The following is a 16,379-nucleotide window of genomic DNA, read 5'->3' on the forward strand; positions in this document are numbered from 1 at the left end:
ACCCCGCAAACGCCCCTTCAAAAGCGTTTGCACCCGGGGCGGGTAAAAGATCCAAGAGCGCTTGCGTCCACTATGTGGTTCCCAACCAACAAACCCGCCACCGGCAGGGTTTGCTGCCAGGGAACCCACAACTCAATAGCACAACACCACACCTGCCATAACCGGCAGGGCATGTTGTAACCACAGATTTTCCCACCCCCGCCACGCGGGGGGACGGGTCACAGGGTTACGGCGGTCATAGCGTGGGGGAAACGCCCGGTCCCATTCCGAACCCGGAAGCTAAGACCCACAGCGCCGATGGTACTGCACCCGGGAGGGTGTGGGAGAGTAGGTCACCGCCGGACAATCATTAACGGTCGAGAGCCCCAACCACACGGTTGGGGCTCTCCCGTGTTTAAGCCGCTAATGCCCGCGCCCCCAGCCGGCGGGTCCGCTGCCGGCGCGCCCCCGCACCCCCTGTGCCGGCCGGGCGCTGGGGCCCGGGCAGCTTGGTCCACGCCGCCCCGGGCGGCTTGGTTCACGCCGCCCCTGGGGCGGGACGCTCGCTCAGCCCACCCCGCCCAGGCCCCAGTCCACACCCGGCCCGGGGGCGGGACGGCCGCCCAGTCCACGCCGTCCCTGGGGCGGACGCTCTCGCAGTTCCTGCCGCCCAGGGCCCCTCGAGCAGCTGCTGCCGGGTGACGCCTCCGGGTTCAGGGGCATGTCAAGGCTCGGGGGTGCGCCAGGTCCCCGGTGCGGGCGAGAAGGAAGTTCGGCAGTTGCCCCCGGGTATCCCCCGGAGTATGCCGGGGATGCGCGTGGTTCAAGCCTGTGGGCCTGGCCGGTTCCCGTGACTCTCCTTGGGTATGGGGGTCTGGGGTTGCGACGTGCGCACCGGCTGCTTCCGTGCCAGAGAACCGGCTCTCCCGGGGTCTGCAGAGGCAGGCATGCACGTCCAGCCCAGCCGGGTGGAGATTTGCGACGGGAAATGTGACGCGCTCCATAAGAGCCCAAACGTCCCTCCAGGGGGCCTTTGAGGCGATGCCGGGGTACGAAAACCCCTGGAAATCCGGGGGTTTTGGGCGCCGCTGTGGTGCCAGGGAGGGCTTGTTTGGGTGGGTTGGCGGTGGGGGTGTGGTGGGTGTATTGTTTTCTAAGTCGCCGCGAGGGGGACTGGCGGGATGCTGGTTCTTGTGGGTGGCGGATCCCCTTTGTGAACAGCCTGGAAATGGTCGTCTTTGTGGCGTGCTGGTTTCGGGTGGGGCTGGTTTGGTTGCTGGTGTGGGTCTTGGGAACAGGATTTGCATTGGGGGCTGGGACCGGGTAAGTTTGAAAAGTTGCTCCGGAGCGATCCTGAACGTGGGTTTGGGTGGTGCCGGGTGTGTCTGTTGTTTGAGAACTCAATAGTGTGCCAAGTTTGTTGATACCGATTTTTTATTAAATTGGTTGAATTGCCGGGCTGCGCCTGCCCCTGTGGGTGTGGTCTGGTGTTTTGGCTGGTTTCAAATTTTGTGCAGCCTTCGTTCCTGTTATTTCCGGGGGTGTTGGTTGTGTCTGTTTTACTTCAACGGAGAGTTTGATCCTGGCTCAGGATGAACGCTGGCGGCGTGCTTAACACATGCAAGTCGAACGATGATCCGGTGCTTGCACCGGGGATTAGTGGCGAACGGGTGAGTAACACGTGAGTAACCTGCCCTTGACTCTGGGATAAGCCTGGGAAACTGGGTCTAATACCGGATATGACTCCTCATCGCATGGTGGGGGGTGGAAAGCTTTTGTGGTTTTGGATGGACTCGCGGCCTATCAGCTTGTTGGTGAGGTAATGGCTCACCAAGGCGACGACGGGTAGCCGGCCTGAGAGGGTGACCGGCCACACTGGGACTGAGACACGGCCCAGACTCCTACGGGAGGCAGCAGTGGGGAATATTGCACAATGGGCGCAAGCCTGATGCAGCGACGCCGCGTGAGGGATGACGGCCTTCGGGTTGTAAACCTCTTTCAGTAGGGAAGAAGCGAAAGTGACGGTACCTGCAGAAGAAGCGCCGGCTAACTACGTGCCAGCAGCCGCGGTAATACGTAGGGCGCAAGCGTTATCCGGAATTATTGGGCGTAAAGAGCTCGTAGGCGGTTTGTCGCGTCTGCCGTGAAAGTCCGGGGCTCAACTCCGGATCTGCGGTGGGTACGGGCAGGCTAGAGTGATGTAGGGGAGACTGGAATTCCTGGTGTAGCGGTGAAATGCGCAGATATCAGGAGGAACACCGATGGCGAAGGCAGGTCTCTGGGCATTAACTGACGCTGAGGAGCGAAAGCATGGGGAGCGAACAGGATTAGATACCCTGGTAGTCCATGCCGTAAACGTTGGGCACTAGGTGTGGGGGACATTCCACGTTTTCCGCGCCGTAGCTAACGCATTAAGTGCCCCGCCTGGGGAGTACGGCCGCAAGGCTAAAACTCAAAGGAATTGACGGGGGCCCGCACAAGCGGCGGAGCATGCGGATTAATTCGATGCAACGCGAAGAACCTTACCAAGGCTTGACATGGACCGGACCGCCGCAGAGATGTGGTTTCTCCTTTTGGGGCCGGTTCACAGGTGGTGCATGGTTGTCGTCAGCTCGTGTCGTGAGATGTTGGGTTAAGTCCCGCAACGAGCGCAACCCTCGTTCCATGTTGCCAGCGCGTTATGGCGGGGACTCATGGGAGACTGCCGGGGTCAACTCGGAGGAAGGTGGGGACGACGTCAAATCATCATGCCCCTTATGTCTTGGGCTTCACGCATGCTACAATGGCCGGTACAAAGGGTTGCGATACTGTGAGGTGGAGCTAATCCCAAAAAGCCGGTCTCAGTTCGGATTGGGGTCTGCAACTCGACCCCATGAAGTCGGAGTCGCTAGTAATCGCAGATCAGCAACGCTGCGGTGAATACGTTCCCGGGCCTTGTACACACCGCCCGTCAAGTCACGAAAGTTGGTAACACCCGAAGCCGGTGGCCTAACCCCTTGTGGGAGGGAGCCGTCGAAGGTGGGACTGGCGATTGGGACTAAGTCGTAACAAGGTAGCCGTACCGGAAGGTGCGGCTGGATCACCTCCTTTCTAAGGAGCACCTACGGATTCGTGCCGGCGTGTAGGCGCCGGTGGCGGGTTTGTCAGGAGTAAAGGCCCGTTGCGCAGGCGATCGTTCTGCGGCGGGTGCTCATGGGTGGAATATCAATGAATAGCGGCCGCTTGGTTCTTTTCTTCGTCTGGTACGGATGCTTTTGGGTGTCCTGGAACGGCGGGGCGGGGGAGTGGGTGGTTTCGTGTTTGGCACACTGTTGGGTCCTGAGGCAACAGGGCCGGGGTTTTTCGTGGTGGCGTGTCCTTTGGGGCGGGTGGCTGCGGGGGGTTTCGGGGTTTGTTTGTTTCTGGTTTCCTGGCTGCACCGATCGCACGGTTTGTTCTCCCTTTGGGGGGTGTGTGGGGTGTGTGGTTTGGGGTTGTTGTTTGAGAACTACATAGTGGACGCGAGCATCTTTTATAAGAAGCAATTTCCAAGAATATGAACCTGGATCTGGCTGTGCCCTGTTTTTTGCGGGGTGTGGTTGGTTTCTGTGGTTCTCTCGAAATTTCTGATTGATCTTTGTGGTCAAGTTTTTAAGAGCACACGGTGGATGCCTTGGCATTAGGAGCCGAAGAAGGACGTAGGAATCTGCGATAAGCCTGGGGGAGTCGATAACCGGACTGTGATCCCAGGGTGTCCGAATGGGGAAACCCCGCCAGACGCGCGAGTGATCTGGTGACCCGCATCTGAACACATAGGGTGCGTGGGGGGAACGCGGGGAAGTGAAACATCTCAGTACCCGCAGGAAGAGAAAACAATAGTGATTCCGTTAGTAGTGGCGAGCGAACGCGGATCAGGCTAAACCGTTTCCATGTGTGATAGCCGGCGGGCGTTGCATGGGCGGGGTTGTGGGACTTTCTTTCCTGGTTCTGCCGGACCGGGAGGGTGTGAAGTGCTGGCATAGGTGAACGGTCTTGAAAGGCCGGCCGTAGAGGGTGTGAGCCCCGTAACCGTAATGTTGTGCACCGCCTGGAGAGTATCCCAAGTAGCACGGGGCCCGAGAAATCCCGTGTGAATCTGTCAGGACCACCTGATAAGCCTAAATACTCCCTAATGACCGATAGCGGACCAGTACCGTGAGGGAAAGGTGAAAAGTACCCCGGGAGGGGAGTGAAACAGTACCTGAAACCGTGTGCTTACAATCCGTCGGAGCAACCGCACCTTGTGTGCATAGTAGTTGTGACGGCGTGCCTTTTGAAGAATGAGCCTGCGAGTTAGTGTTACGTCGCGAGGTTAACCCGTGTGGGGAAGCCGTAGCGAAAGCGAGTCTGAACAGGGCGTTGCAGTGGCGTGATCTAGACCCGAAGCGAAGTGATCTACCCATGGCCAGGTTGAAGCGACGGTAAGACGTCGTGGAGGACCGAACCCACTTCAGTTGAAAATGGAGGGGATGAGCTGTGGGTAGGGGTGAAAGGCCAATCAAACTTCGTGATAGCTGGTTCTCCCCGAAATGCATTTAGGTGCAGCGTTGCGTGTTTCTTGCCGGAGGTAGAGCTACTGGATGGCTAATGGGCCCTACAAGGTTACTGACGTCAGCCAAACTCCGAATGCCGGTAAGTCAGAGCGCAGCAGTGAGACTGTGGGGGATAAGCTTCATAGTCGAGAGGGAAACAGCCCAGACCACCAACTAAGGCCCCTAAGCGTGTGCTAAGTGGGAAAGGATGTGGAGTTGCGAAGACAACCAGGAGGTTGGCTTAGAAGCAGCCATCCTTAAAAGAGTGCGTAATAGCTCACTGGTCAAGTGATTCCGCGCCGACAATGTAGCGGGGCTCAAGTACACCGCCGAAGTTGTGGCATTCACACGTGTTCTAAGCCTTTGTGGTTCAGGAGTGTGGATGGGTAGGGGAGCGTCGTGTGGGCGGTGAAGTCGCGGTGTAAACCAGCGGTGGAGCCTACACGAGTGAGAATGCAGGCATGAGTAGCGAAAGACGGGTGAGAAACCCGTCCGCCGGATGATCAAGGGTTCCAGGGTCAAGCTAATCTGCCCTGGGTAAGTCGGGACCTAAGGCGAGGCCGACAGGCGTAGTCGATGGACAACGGGTTGATATTCCCGTACCGGCGAAAAACCGCCCATGCTGAACGGGGGATACTAACCGCCCGAAGCCTGCCCAATCACCCTTGTGGTGTGCGGGTTTTGGTGGAGCGCGGGATCTGATCCCGGGAGGCAAGCGTATTAACAGGTGTGACGCAGGAAGGTAGCCGAGCCGGGCGATGGTTGTCCCGGTCTAAGGATGTAGGGCGAACGGTAGGCAAATCCGCCGTTCATGTGCCTGAGATCTGATGGGACCCCCGTTTGGGGGGATTCGGTGATCCTATGCTGTCGAGAAAAGCATCGGCGCGAGGTTTTAGCCGCCCGTACCCCAAACCGACACAGGTGATCAGGTAGAGAATACTAAGGCGATCGAGAGAATTATGGTTAAGGAACTCGGCAAAATGCCCCCGTAACTTCGGGAGAAGGGGGGCCCCAACCTTGAACACCACTTGCTGGTGGGAGGGGATCGGGGCCGCAGAGACCAGGGGGAAGCGACTGTTTACTAAAAACACAGGTCCGTGCGAAGTCGCAAGACGATGTATACGGACTGACTCCTGCCCGGTGCTGGAAGGTTAAGAGGACCGGTTAGCCGCAAGGCGAAGCTGAGAATTCAAGCCCCAGTAAACGGCGGTGGTAACTATAACCATCCTAAGGTAGCGAAATTCCTTGTCGGGTAAGTTCCGACCTGCACGAATGGAGTAACGACTTCCCCGCTGTCTCAACCATAAACTCGGCGAAATTGCAGTACGAGTAAAGATGCTCGTTACGCGCAGCAGGACGGAAAGACCCCGAGACCTTTACTATAGTTTGGTATTGGTGTTCGGAGTGGCTTGTGTAGGATAGGTGGGAGACGTTGAAGCCCGGACGCCAGTTCGGGTGGAGTCATCGTTGAAATACCACTCTGGTCACTTTGGACATCTAACTTCGGCCCGTAATCCGGGTCAGGGACAGTGCCTGATGGGTAGTTTAACTGGGGCGGTTGCCTCCTAAAAAGTAACGGAGGCGCCCAAAGGTTCCCTCAGCCTGGTTGGCAATCAGGTGTCGAGTGTAAGTGCACAAGGGAGCTTGACTGTGAGAGAGACATCTCGAGCAGGGACGAAAGTCGGGACTAGTGATCCGGCGGTACATTGTGGAATGGCCGTCGCTCAACGGATAAAAGGTACCTCGGGGATAACAGGCTGATCTTGCCCAAGAGTCCATATCGACGGCATGGTTTGGCACCTCGATGTCGGCTCGTCGCATCCTGGGGCTGGAGTAGGTCCCAAGGGTTGGGCTGTTCGCCCATTAAAGCGGTACGCGAGCTGGGTTTAGAACGTCGTGAGACAGTTCGGTCCCTATCCGCTGCGCGCGCAGGAAATTTGAGAAGGGCTGTCCTTAGTACGAGAGGACCGGGACGGACGAACCTCTGGTGTGTCAGTTGTACTGCCAAGTGCACCGCTGATTAGCTACGTTCGGATGGGATAACCGCTGAAAGCATCTAAGCGGGAAGCTCGCTTCGAGATGAGATTTCCATACACCTTGTGTGTGAGAGGCCCCCAGCCAGACCACTGGGTTGATAGGCCGGATGTGGAAGCGAGGACTAACGACTCGTGAAGCTGACCGGTACTAATAGGCCGATAACTTACACCACACACCCACCCCGCAAACGCCCCTTCAAAAGCGTTTGCACCCGGGGCGGGTAAAAGATCCAAGAGCGCTTGCGTCCACTATGTGGTTCCCAACCAACAAACCCGCCACCGGCAGGGTTTGCTGCCAGGGAACCCACAACTCAATAGCACAACACCACACCTGCCATAACCGGCAGGGCATGTTGTAACCACAGATTTTCCCACCCCCGCCACGCGGGGGGACGGGTCACAGGGTTACGGCGGTCATAGCGTGGGGGAAACGCCCGGTCCCATTCCGAACCCGGAAGCTAAGACCCACAGCGCCGATGGTACTGCACCCGGGAGGGTGTGGGAGAGTAGGTCACCGCCGGACAATCATTAACGGTCGAGAGCCCCAACCACACGGTTGGGGCTCTCCCGTGTTTAAGCCGCTAATGCCCGCGCCCCCAGCCGGCGGGTCCGCTGCCGGCGCGCCCCCGCACCCCCTGTGCCGGCCGGGCGCTGGGGCCCGGGCAGCTTGGTCCACGCCGCCCCGGGCGGCTTGGTTCACGCCGCCCCTGGGGCGGGACGCTCGCTCAGCCCACCCCGCCCAGGCCCCAGTCCACACCCGGCCCGGGGGCGGGACGGCCGCCCAGTCCACGCCGTCCCTGGGGCGGACGCTCTCGCAGTTCCTGCCGCCCAGGGCCCAGTTCACACCCCGCAGGGGGCGGGACGCTCCTGCGGCTCGCGGCTAGCGTCTGACCCTGCCGCCGCGGCCCGCAGAACCGCCTGCGCTCTTCACCTATATTTCGGTGCGGGGAGCACCTGAACGAGCGGCATGAGTGAGCGTGCACCGGGCAAGCCCCACAAGACGTGAGAGAGCGTCCAGCTGGAAGCGGTACGAAGTGAAAGAGGGTCCCGGAAATCCCGGCCGGAAGCGAGAGACTGTTGGTGTAGTGCCGTCATGTGGGGCAGAGCGTTCGAGCACGCAGTCGGGTTCAACCTGTAGGCGGGTTCAAGCGTGCAGGCGTTCATATGGCCGGAAACCCGCGTGAATCCGGTGATTTAGGTCAAAAAGTCGCGGAAACACGCGGAATCTGTCCCCCTCGCGGGTGCAAGCTGGTAAGTTTTCGAGCAGTGGCTTGCACGCATGCCGTGTGTAGGCTCCAGAAATTCAAAGCGTCCAGGAGGACATAAATGGCTAAGAACCGTAGTGAACTTGTTGCAGAGGTAGCAGGCAAGGCCGGCACCAGCCAGGCAGCCGTCAACTCCGTGCTCGATGCACTGTTCGAGGTTTTCGAATCTTCCGTCGCCGCCGGCGAGAAGATCACCATCCCGGGCTGGCTCGCCGTCGAGCGTACCGACCGCGCAGCCCGCACTGGCCGCAACCCGCAGACTGGCGAGACCATTCAGATCGCAGCAGGCCACAGCGTCAAGCTGACCGCCGGCTCCAAGCTGAAGGCCGCTGTCTCCAACAAGAAGTAGTCCTTCAAGACAACACCGCACAGCTCAGCGAAGCGGCAGCCGTTGGCTGCCGCTTCGCTTGTTCCAGCAGCAGGCGGGGGACAGGCCAAGGGGCAACCTCGGCGGGGCGTGCTGTGATTCACGCCCTCCGATTCGCTGCGCAGGCAGCGTTGGCGGACAATGGATAGGTGCCCTCAGCCACAGAGTCCCTTACTCCACAGCCTGCCCCTAGTGGGGGCGGGCTAAAGCAGGCAGGCGCCGTGCTCGGCATCCCCCGGTCCTGGCAGCTGGCAGGCCTGGCTGCGCTGTTCCTCGGACTGGTTGCGGCCTTGCTCTTCTCGGGTGCGGCCGTCGTGCGCGATGTCTCCGATCCGGGAGCGATGGTCCGCTGGGGCCTTCCCGCCAGCAAGGCGATCCATAACGTTTCTCTGGCCACCGTGATCGGCGGTCTTATTTTCGCCGCCGGCATCCTGCCGCCCACGGTCGGCCGCCGGCGCTCCACGGACCGGCTTAAGGAAGAGCCCGCCCCAGAGCACCCGGCGTTTGCGAGGGCCTTGGCTATCGCGGCTGCCGGCGGCGTGGCGTGGACCCTGTCATCCATCGCCGTCCTGGTTCTCACGTATGCCGATGTGGCTGGACAAAGCGTGTCCGGCGACGCGGAGTTCACCAGGGCGCTCGTCTTCTTCATGACTGACATCCCGGCCGGGCGTGCCTGGCTCGCTGTCATCATCATCGCGGCCGTGGTCACAACCGCGCTGTTCGGCGTCCGGTCACTGACGGCCTTGGCGCTGACTCTGGTGCTCGCCCTGATCGGTCTTGTCCCCACGGCACTGATCGGCCACTCGGCAAGCTCCAACGACCACGAGGGCGCCATCAGCTCCCTGGGGATGCATCTCGTGGGGGTCAGCCTCTGGGTAGGCGGCATCGTTGTGCTGGCCCTCCTCTCCGGTTTGCTGTCCGGATCCAGCAACGCCAGAGGTGCCGCCAGCAAAGCAGGAGGCCCCGGCTCCGGCACAGCAGGCGACAGTTCCGCTGGCAAGGCAGCAGCCCACATCAGCACAAGGGACATCACCGAACCCACGCTGCGCCGCTTTTCCTCCCTCGCAGGCTTCGCCTTCGTCCTGGTCCTTGCCTCGGGCGTCATCAACGCCACCGTCCGGATCAGCAGCTGGGGCGACCTGTTCGGCTCGCCGTACGGCCAGCTGATCCTGGCGAAGACCGCGGCCACCTTCGTGCTCGGCGGCATCGGCTTCATGCACCGGCAATGGGTGATCCCGCAGCTGACCCGCAAGGGCACATCCTCCCGCCGCGTGCTGTGGCAGCTGATCCTGATGGAACTGCTCATTATGGGGGCCACCTCCGGAATCGCCGTGGCGCTCGGCCGCTCCTCACCGCCCGAGCCGACTTCCTACGCCCCTGATGCCTCCCCCGCCTTCATCCTGACCGGCTACGAGCTGCCACCGGAGCTGACGTCGGAACGCTGGCTTACCGAATGGCGCCCGGACTGGATCTGGGTGGCAGTTGCCGCGTTCGGCCTCGTGGCCTACTTCCTGGGGGTGGCCAAGGTCCGGGCACGCGGGGACAGGTGGCCGATCTTCCGCACAGTGCCCTGGGTGATTGGCCTGCTGGTGCTGACCTACATCACGTCCGGACCGCCGGCGGTCTATGGCCGCGTGCTGTTTTCCGCGCACATGGTGGACCACATGGCCCTGACCATGGTGGCCCCGCTCTTCCTGGTCCTCGGCGCACCCGTCACACTTGCGCTTCGCGCGTTCCCCGCCAGGACGGACGGCTCCCGGGGTCTTCGCGAATGGCTCCTGCTCTTCGTTCATTCGGGGTTCTCGCAACTCGTCACGCACCCCCTGTTCGCTGCCGCAAACTTCGCTGGCTCCATCGTGCTCTTCTACTACTCGGACGCCTTCGGCTTCGCCATGCGGGAGCATGTGGGCCACGAGTTGATGATTCTGCACTTCGCGCTGACCGGGTACATCTTCGTTCTTACGATGATCGGCACCGACCCCCTGCCGCGCCGCGCGCCGTACCCACTCCGGCTCCTGCTGTTGCTGGCCACGATGGGCTTCCACGCATTCTTCGGGGTTGCCATCATGGGCGGCACCGGACTGCTGGCCGCGGACTACTTCGGCAACCTTGGCCGGGAGTGGGGCCCGTCGGCTCTGGCGGACCAGCAACTGGGCGGCGCCGTGGCCTGGGGCATCGGGGAAGTGCCCACCCTCCTGGTGGCGATCGGCGTCGCCATCATTTGGTCCCGGTCCGATGAACGGGAAACCCGCCGCACCGACCGGGCAGCGGACAGGAATAACGACGCCGATCTCACCGCTTACAACGATATGTTTGCCAAATTGGCCGAACGCGACGCCAAGCTGGCTGACCGCAACTCAAAGCTGGAAGGACGCTGATGAGCGAAACCGTACGCACCCACCACCGGGTCCGCGCCTCCGAACTGGTGGGCCGTAACTGGCTGAACACCGGCGGCAAGTCCCTGGACCTGGAAGCCCTGCGCGGCAAGATTGTGCTCCTGGACTTCTGGACCTTCTGCTGCATCAACTGCCTGCACGTGCTGGACGAACTGCGTCCGCTTGAGGAAAAGTACTCCGACGTCCTCGTCACCGTGGGCGTGCACTCCCCGAAGTTCGAGCACGAGGCCGACCCCGTGGCCCTCGCCGCGGCCGTGGAGCGGTACGAAATCCACCACCCCGTCCTTGACGACCCCGAGCTGGATACCTGGAAGGCCTACACGGCCCGTGCCTGGCCCACGCTGGTGGTCATCGATCCAGAGGGCTACATTGTGGCCCACCTGTCCGGCGAAGGCCACGCAGACGGGCTCGGTGTGCTGATTCCTGAGCTCATCGCCCAGCACGAGGCTCGCGGCACCCTGCATCGCGGCACCGGCCCGTACGTGGCCCCGGAGCCGACGTCGGGCACCTTGCGCTTTCCGGGCAAGGCCCTGTACCTTCCCGCCGGGCGGGGTTCCGCTGCAAGAGCGGCCGCTGCAAAGTCCGACGCCGGTGCTGCCGCCAGCGCGGAAGGCGCCGCTGATAGCGCCGGTACCTGGCTTGTTACCGACACCGGACACCACCGCGTCGTGGAGCTCGACACTGACTTCCACACGGTGCTCGGCGCCTTCGGCACCGGGACCAGGGGCCACGCCGACGGCCCGGGTGCGGCCATCGACTCCCGCGAGCCCGTCGCGGAATTCAACGAGCCGCAGGGTCTTGTCCTGCTGCCGGAAGACGTGGCAGCAAAGACGGGCTACGACGTCGTGATTGCCGACTCCGTCAACCACCGCCTCAGGGGACTGTCCCTCAAGGACGGCACCGTGACCACGCTCGTCGGCAACGGCGTGCAGCGCCTGCTGGAGACAGGGCCTGCCCGCGTGGACGAGGACGCCGCCGGGTTCACCGGACGCCTCAGCGACCACCCGCTGGACGTCTCCCTCAGCTCGCCGTGGGACGTCGTGTGGTCCAGCAAGCTCAACGCCGTCGTGGTTGCTATGGCAGGCGTACACCAGATCTTCAGCTTCGAGCCGCTGTCCGGGGAGGTTTCCATCATCGCCGGCAACGGCCTTGAAGGCCTGCTCGACGGGACCGCCCATGAATCCTGGTTCGCGCAGCCATCCGGTCTTGCCGAGGACGCTGACGGCAACATCTGGGTTGCCGATTCAGAGACCTCCGCGCTGCGGAAGCTCGTGATTGACGACGACGGCACCGTCACCGTTGAGTCGGCCGTCGGCAAGGGCCTCTTCGATTTCGGCTTCCGCGACGGCGAGGCCTCCGAGGCCCGCCTCCAGCATCCGCTCGGTGTCACAGTGCTCCCCGACGGTTCAGTGGCGGTTGCCGACACGTACAACGGTGCCGTACGCCGCTACGATCCGGCGACCAAGACGGTGTCCACGCTCGCCCGCGGCCTTCTGGAGCCCTCCGACGTGATCGTGGACCACACCCAGGTGGCTGGCAAGGAGCCGCTGCTCGTGGTGGTCGAGGCCAACAAGCACCAGCTTGTCTACGTTCCTATTCCCAAGGAGGCGCAGCAGGTGGATGAGGGCGCCGTCCAGACCCACCGGCCCAAGAGCCCTGTGGCTCCGGGCCCGTTGGAGCTGACGGTCCGCTTCACCGCGCCCACCGGGCAGAAGCTGGATGACCGCTGGGGCGACCCGACGCAGCTGAAAATCTCTTCCACCCCGCCGGAACTGCTCGTGTCCGGAGCCGGGACCTCGGTCGGCCTCCTCCGCACCCTTGTGCTGGCGTCGGACGTGCCCGAGGGCGTGCTGCACATTACCGCGCGTGCGGCCGCCTGCGACGGCCCCGAAACCGAAGACGGCGAGATACCCGACCACGCCGCGTGCCACCTGTACCAGCAGGACTGGGGCATCCCGGTTGTGCTGCAGGCCGACGGCGACGCGGAGCTGGTGCTGGACCTGCGCGGCATGGACTAGGCCTGCTGCCGCACCTGCCTGCTGAATTGGCCCGGTTCTTGACCCGCAGGGGTTGGGAGCCGGGCCAGTTTTGTTGAAGATGGCTTCCAAAACTGGGCCAGTTGGTGTTCCGGCGAAGCAGCGCGCTTATTCACATAGTCCAACTACAGTCTGCCTTCAGGCCCAGGGAGCGGACATTGTGAGCCCATGGACCCTGCGGACATCATCAAATCAGCCGGAGGCGTGCTGCTGACGCGCGACGTGCTGGCCAGGGGCGGTACCGGATCCGGTATTCGGGCGGCGATCCGGTCCGGCGATGTGGTCCGGGTGGAGCGAGGGCTGCTGGCCGCCAGCGGCGCCGACCCGGAGCTCGTGGCCGCCGGACGCTCGCGAGGCCTCCTCACCTGTGTGTCCGCGGCCCCCAGATTCGGGCTCTGGCAACTGCACCCGGCCGCTCAACCCCATTACTGGCACAGCAACGGCCGGAATGCGGTCCAATGCATCAGCCACAAGGCAGGCATCGCCACCGAAACGCAGGTGTGGCTGGACGGAATCGGCCGCGTGGACTTCCTGCTTGAGGGATTTCTGATTGTCGAACTGGACGGAATCGCGTTTCACCTGGAGCCGCGGCAGTTCAAGAAGGACCGGAGGCGGGACAATTCTGCGACAGTCTGCGGGCTTCCCGTGCTGCGCTTCTTCTATGACGACGTTGTTCACGCGCCCGAAACCATGTTGGCCCAGGTGCGGGACGTGCTGGCCAGGGGGTCGCTCCGCTGGCCGCAGCCGGACCAGCCCGGTTTTGGAGCTTCCGGCCGGCTGATGTGGCCCCTGATGCCGTGACTGACGGTTCAAAAGTGGGCCAGTCCGGCGGCCAGTCAGAGCTGCCGCAGGGGGCCTAGAAGCTCAGGACCGGTGTGACGCTGATGGTGTCGCCCTTGATGTCCAGGCGTGTGGTGAAACTGAAGTTGTGTTCCACGTTCAGGGGGGAGACCGCGCCGGAGAACAGGTCCACCTGTTCGGCGGTGATGCGTGCTTTGCCGTCCAGCGGCGCCACCACCCATTTGCCGTCGAACGGCTCGATGGTGATCTGCGGGTACTCCGTGATGCTCCACTTGATGGTGCCGTCCACCACCCTGTTGGGCGTGGCGTGGTAGAACGGGCAGTCGGGCTGGAGTCGCTGCTGCTTGACAGCCTCGGCGGCGCAGGTGTCCAGGAATTCCTTGACCCTGGACGCGACGGCCTGGTTCAGTTCGTCGTTGGCCTGCGTGAGCAGGTTCAGCGGCGCGGCGGGGACGTCCCTGCTGGCGACCGTAGCCCGGGTTGGGGGCGCCGAGAAGTACTGTCCGTTCAGTGACGCTTCATACTCGCCTGGATAGAAGACGGCGAAGGTGTTGCGGCCGCTGGGCATGTTGACCGGGACGCCGTTCAGCGTGGCCTCGTTCGCATTGACAACCGTCACGTCAAGGGTGGGCAGGGTGGACGGAACGAAGGACCACTTGTGGAAGAACAGCCATTCCGTGCCTGTGCTCTCCAGGAGGAACTCGGTGCGCAGCCGGCTGCCGTCAATGGTGTACTCCATGGGCACCATCACCCGCTTTCCGCCGCGCGCCTCCGCTTCGCCGATCTTGACGTTGCCAATCCTGGCCGCGGAGGTTTGCAGCGCTGTGCCGTCGAGCATGGCAGCGTCTGCGTCCGGCACCTTGGCCCGAAGGAGACCCAGTGCGCGCTCGCCTTCACCCTTCTGCAGGGCTTCCAGATAATCGCGGACAGGCTGCTGCGGGCTGCCTACAGAATTGTTGACCAGATTGACCGAAACGACCGCTCCGGCGACGGCAAGCATGAGGCCCAGCAGCCACCCGGCCGCTGTCTTCACCAACGCTTGACTCATCTGCACCCACCTTACGTTACCTGCTAGGCCTGTGGAGGCAGGAGTTGGCGGTGCGGATCATGACGCGGCAGGGCCATGAAAGAACCGCCGACGGCGGGGTCTTACCGGCCGGGGCGCGGCCCCTGGTGCTAGCGGCGGCGCCGGGAGGACGTGCCGAAAACGCCCCGCAAAAGTTCACGGCCCAGCTGGGTCCCCACTGACCGGGCCATGCTTTTCAGGCCTGCGCCGAGGGCTCCGCCCAGTGCTCCGCTGAGGTTATCCATCATGCCGCCGGCCGGGGGAGCAGGGCTGGGGGCCGGTTCGTGCCGGCGTTGCGGGGCGGGCCTGGTGCTGGGACGTCCGAGGATCTCCTCCTCGATGCGCCGGGCCTCCGCGTCCACACCGTGGGGTTCCGCTCCGCCCGGACCCAAGCCTCCGGGGACGAAGACGCCGCTGGACGGAACCGGCGGCTGGCCGGCCGCCGCGGGTCCGGTAGGAGCGGCGGCCTTGCCGGACAGTTTCTCGTAGGCAGACAGGTTGTCCACGGCCGTACCGTATTTCGCGAGCAGCGCCGAGCCTGCAACCGTACTCTTGATCAGGTCGTCCGAGCTCGGACCCATCACGGATTCGGGGGCCCGCAGGCGCGTCAGGGCAACGGGCGTGGGTGCGCCCTCCTCGTTCATGACAGTGACAACGGCCTCACCGATGCCCGCGGAGGTGAGTGTTTCCTCAAGGTCATAGTCGCTGCGGGGAAACGTGGAAACTGTCGCCTTGAGGGCCTTGGCATCCTCCGGGGTGAAGGCCCTGAGGGCATGCTGCACACGGTTGGCCAGCTGGCCGAGCACATCGGCAGGGACGTCCTTCGGGGTTTGCGTCACGAAGAAGATGCCGACGCCCTTCGAGCGGATCAGCCGGACGGTCATGGTGATGGCGTCGAGGAAGGCCTCCGAGGCGTCGTTGAAAAGCAGGTGGGCCTCATCGAGGAAGAAGACGAGCTTGGGCTTGTCCAGATCGCCTGCCTCGGGGAGGTCTTCGAACAGGTCAGCCAGCAGCCACATCAGGAAGGTGGAGAACACCAGGGGCTTGGCCTGAAGCGTGGGCAGTTCCAGGCACGTGATGACGCCGCGGCCGTCGGGGGAGGTGCGGAGCAGTTCGGCCGTGTCGAATTCCGGCTCCCCAAAGAAGCGTTCCAAGCCCTGCGCCTCAAGGGTGACGAGTTCACGAAGGATGACGCCGGCCGTCGCCTTGGACAGGCCGCCCAGCTCCTGCAGGGCTGCCTTGCCCTCATGGGACGTCAGGTACTGGATGACCGCACGGAGGTCCTTGAGATCGACCAGCTCGAGGCTGTTCTTGTCCGCGAAATGGAAGATGAGCTGGAGGCTGGACTCCTGGGTGTCGTTAAGTTCCATAATCCGCGACAGCAGGATGGGGCCGAAGGAGGTGATGGTGGCGCGGACGGGGATGCCGTTGCCGTCGCCGCCGAGGGCAAGGAACTCCACCGGAAACGCCTTGCCGGCCCACTGCTGGCCGATGCTTTTGGTCCTCTCCGCGAGCTTGCCGCTCCCGGTGGCTGCGGTCGCCAGGCCGGAGAGATCCCCTTTGATGTCCGCCAGGAAAACAGGGACGCCCGCCGTCGAAAGCTGCTCGGCCATCATGTGCAGCGTGACCGTTTTGCCGGTGCCGGTGGCCCCGGCGACCAGGCCGTGCCGGTTCATCATCGACAGCGGCAGCCGGACCGGAGCATCCTTGTGGAGTTCGCCGTCGACGATGGCCGCTCCCAGCTCGATCGTAGGGCCTTCGAGCGCGTAGCCCTCTTGGATCGTGGCGACTTTGTCTGCTGTCGGTTTGATGGCCATGCCGCTAGCTTAATGGCGCCGGCTCTCCCGGCAAGCGCCCTGCCCGCGCACGAACTGTGGACAGCG

6 protein-coding genes and 4 rRNA genes are annotated in these 16,379 nt (G+C 62.9%); 8 read left to right on the forward strand and 2 right to left on the reverse strand.

What is annotated here, in order from left to right; translation table 11 throughout:
• Positions 1–227 precede the first annotated feature (227 nt).
• From rrf (M1E01_RS01150) to M1E01_RS01185, 8 genes are all read left to right on the forward strand, one after another.
• Positions 228–344, forward strand: a 5S ribosomal RNA gene (gene rrf / locus M1E01_RS01150).
• A 1,199-nt stretch (positions 345–1,543) separates the two neighbouring features.
• Positions 1,544–3,069, forward strand: a 16S ribosomal RNA gene (locus M1E01_RS01155).
• A gap of 530 nt (positions 3,070–3,599) precedes the next feature.
• Positions 3,600–6,738: ribosomal RNA gene (locus M1E01_RS01160) — 23S ribosomal RNA — on the forward strand.
• Between the two features lie 233 nt (positions 6,739–6,971).
• Positions 6,972–7,088: ribosomal RNA gene (gene rrf / locus M1E01_RS01165) — 5S ribosomal RNA — on the forward strand.
• The 16S, 23S and 5S rRNA genes sit together here, the layout of an rRNA operon.
• A gap of 803 nt (positions 7,089–7,891) precedes the next feature.
• Entirely contained in the window at positions 7,892–8,179 is a 288-nt protein-coding gene (locus M1E01_RS01170; RefSeq protein ID WP_457973293.1) for an HU family DNA-binding protein, read from the forward strand.
• 239 nt (positions 8,180–8,418) lie between these two features.
• Positions 8,419–10,575: a cytochrome c oxidase assembly protein gene (locus M1E01_RS01175; protein WP_457973294.1), complete on the forward strand. Its 2,157-nt coding sequence runs from the start codon at positions 8,419–8,421 to the stop codon at positions 10,573–10,575.
• A complete protein-coding gene (locus M1E01_RS01180; RefSeq protein WP_457973295.1) occupies positions 10,575–12,611 on the forward strand; it encodes an NHL domain-containing thioredoxin family protein in 2,037 nt (678 codons plus the stop codon). Before M1E01_RS01175 ends, M1E01_RS01180 begins: the two co-directional genes overlap by 1 nt.
• Positions 12,612–12,797: 186 nt before the next feature.
• On the forward strand, positions 12,798–13,430 hold the full coding sequence (locus tag M1E01_RS01185; RefSeq protein WP_457973296.1) for an endonuclease domain-containing protein: 633 nt from the start codon (positions 12,798–12,800) through the stop codon (positions 13,428–13,430).
• Positions 13,431–13,485: 55 nt separating this feature from the next.
• Here M1E01_RS01185 and M1E01_RS01190 read toward each other — a convergent pair whose 3' ends face one another.
• Together M1E01_RS01190 and M1E01_RS01195 are read right to left on the reverse strand one after the other, a co-directional pair.
• Positions 13,486–14,478, reverse strand: coding sequence for a hypothetical protein (locus M1E01_RS01190; protein ID WP_457973297.1), 993 nt, complete (start codon positions 14,476–14,478; stop codon positions 13,486–13,488).
• A 128-nt stretch (positions 14,479–14,606) separates the two neighbouring features.
• Positions 14,607–16,313 (reverse strand): helicase HerA-like domain-containing protein, encoded by a 1,707-nt coding sequence (locus tag M1E01_RS01195; RefSeq protein ID WP_457973298.1) that lies wholly within the window; start codon positions 16,311–16,313, stop codon positions 14,607–14,609.
• Positions 16,314–16,379: the final 66 nt, after the last annotated feature.

It is taken from the genome of Arthrobacter sp. D1-17 (assembly GCF_054130535.1).

Excerpts from the sequence above, each read along its gene's own strand:
- M1E01_RS01185 (WP_457973296.1), top strand. The coding sequence starts at position 12,798 with ATGGACCCTGCGGACATCATCAAATCAGCCGGAGGCGTGCTGCTGACG.
- M1E01_RS01190 (WP_457973297.1), bottom strand. The coding sequence starts at position 14,478 with ATGAGTCAAGCGTTGGTGAAGACAGCGGCCGGGTGGCTGCTGGGCCTC.
- M1E01_RS01195 (WP_457973298.1), bottom strand. The coding sequence starts at position 16,313 with ATGGCCATCAAACCGACAGCAGACAAAGTCGCCACGATCCAAGAGGGC.
- M1E01_RS01180 (WP_457973295.1), top strand. The coding sequence starts at position 10,575 with ATGAGCGAAACCGTACGCACCCACCACCGGGTCCGCGCCTCCGAACTG.
- M1E01_RS01170 (WP_457973293.1), top strand. The coding sequence starts at position 7,892 with ATGGCTAAGAACCGTAGTGAACTTGTTGCAGAGGTAGCAGGCAAGGCC.